2 protein-coding genes are annotated in these 692 nt (G+C 32.4%); both read right to left on the bottom strand.

Going from position 1 to position 692, the window contains the following annotated elements; genetic code table 11:
* Positions 1-86 precede the first annotated feature (86 nt).
* Positions 87-269 (bottom strand): hypothetical protein, encoded by a 183-nt coding sequence (locus ACVC43_RS06515; RefSeq protein ID WP_452223769.1) that lies wholly within the window; start codon positions 267-269, stop codon positions 87-89.
* Positions 270-320: 51 nt separating this feature from the next.
* Complete coding sequence (locus ACVC43_RS06510) at positions 321-503, bottom strand: hypothetical protein (RefSeq protein WP_452223769.1); 183 nt, start codon at positions 501-503, stop codon at positions 321-323.
* Between the last annotated feature and the right edge of the window lie 189 nt (positions 504-692).

Below are 692 nucleotides of genomic sequence, written 5' to 3'. Positions count from 1 at the left end.
AGGCTAACGCTTTGGCTTTATCAAATTTAAACTAAATAAAGTAAAGGGTAATAAAAAAAGCGGTTCAGTAAAGAAGTGCTTATGTTTTATCCTTCGGTAGGAACTTTCTTTTTTGCTTTAATTTCTATAAATGCAGTAAGGTGCATGTCTGGCTTAGAAATTTCGTGATTGCTTGTTTCTACTGTTGGCTCTGTATTGTGAGATGGTAAAACCGCAGTTAGTAATGTAATTGAGAAGAGTGCTATTAATGTTACTTTAAAAATTTTCATAATTGTTGTTTAAGGGAGTTGTTCTATTTATTTTATCAATCTTAGTGTAGTCTATCCTTCGGTAGGAACTTTCTTTTTTGCTTTAATTTCTATAAATGCAGTAAGGTGCATGTCTGGCTTAGAAATTTCGTGGTTGCTTGTTTCTACTGTTGGCTCTGTATTGTGAGATGGTAAAACCGCAGTTAATAATGTAATTGAGAAGAGTGCTATTAATGTTACTTTAAAAATTTTCATAATTGTTGTTTAAGGGAGTTGTTTTTATTTTATCAATCTTGGTGGATTCTATCCTTCGGTAGGAACTTTCTTTTTTGCTTTAATTTCTATAAATGCAGTAAGATGCATGTCTGGCTTAGAAATTTCGTGGTTGCTTGTTTCTACTGTTGGCTCTGTATTGTGAGATGGTAAAACCGCAGTTAATAATGT

The sequence above is a fragment of the Lacinutrix chionoecetis genome (genome assembly GCF_053604665.1).
The sequence above is the reverse complement of the archived record's forward strand: the minus strand, read 5'-3'. Positions and strand labels throughout refer to the sequence as shown.

Bases quoted from the DNA above. Each gene is read 5' to 3' on its own strand.
- ACVC43_RS06515 (WP_452223769.1), bottom strand. From the start codon at position 269: ATGAAAATTTTTAAAGTAACATTAATAGCACTCTTCTCAATTACATTA.
- ACVC43_RS06510 (WP_452223769.1), bottom strand. From the start codon at position 503: ATGAAAATTTTTAAAGTAACATTAATAGCACTCTTCTCAATTACATTA.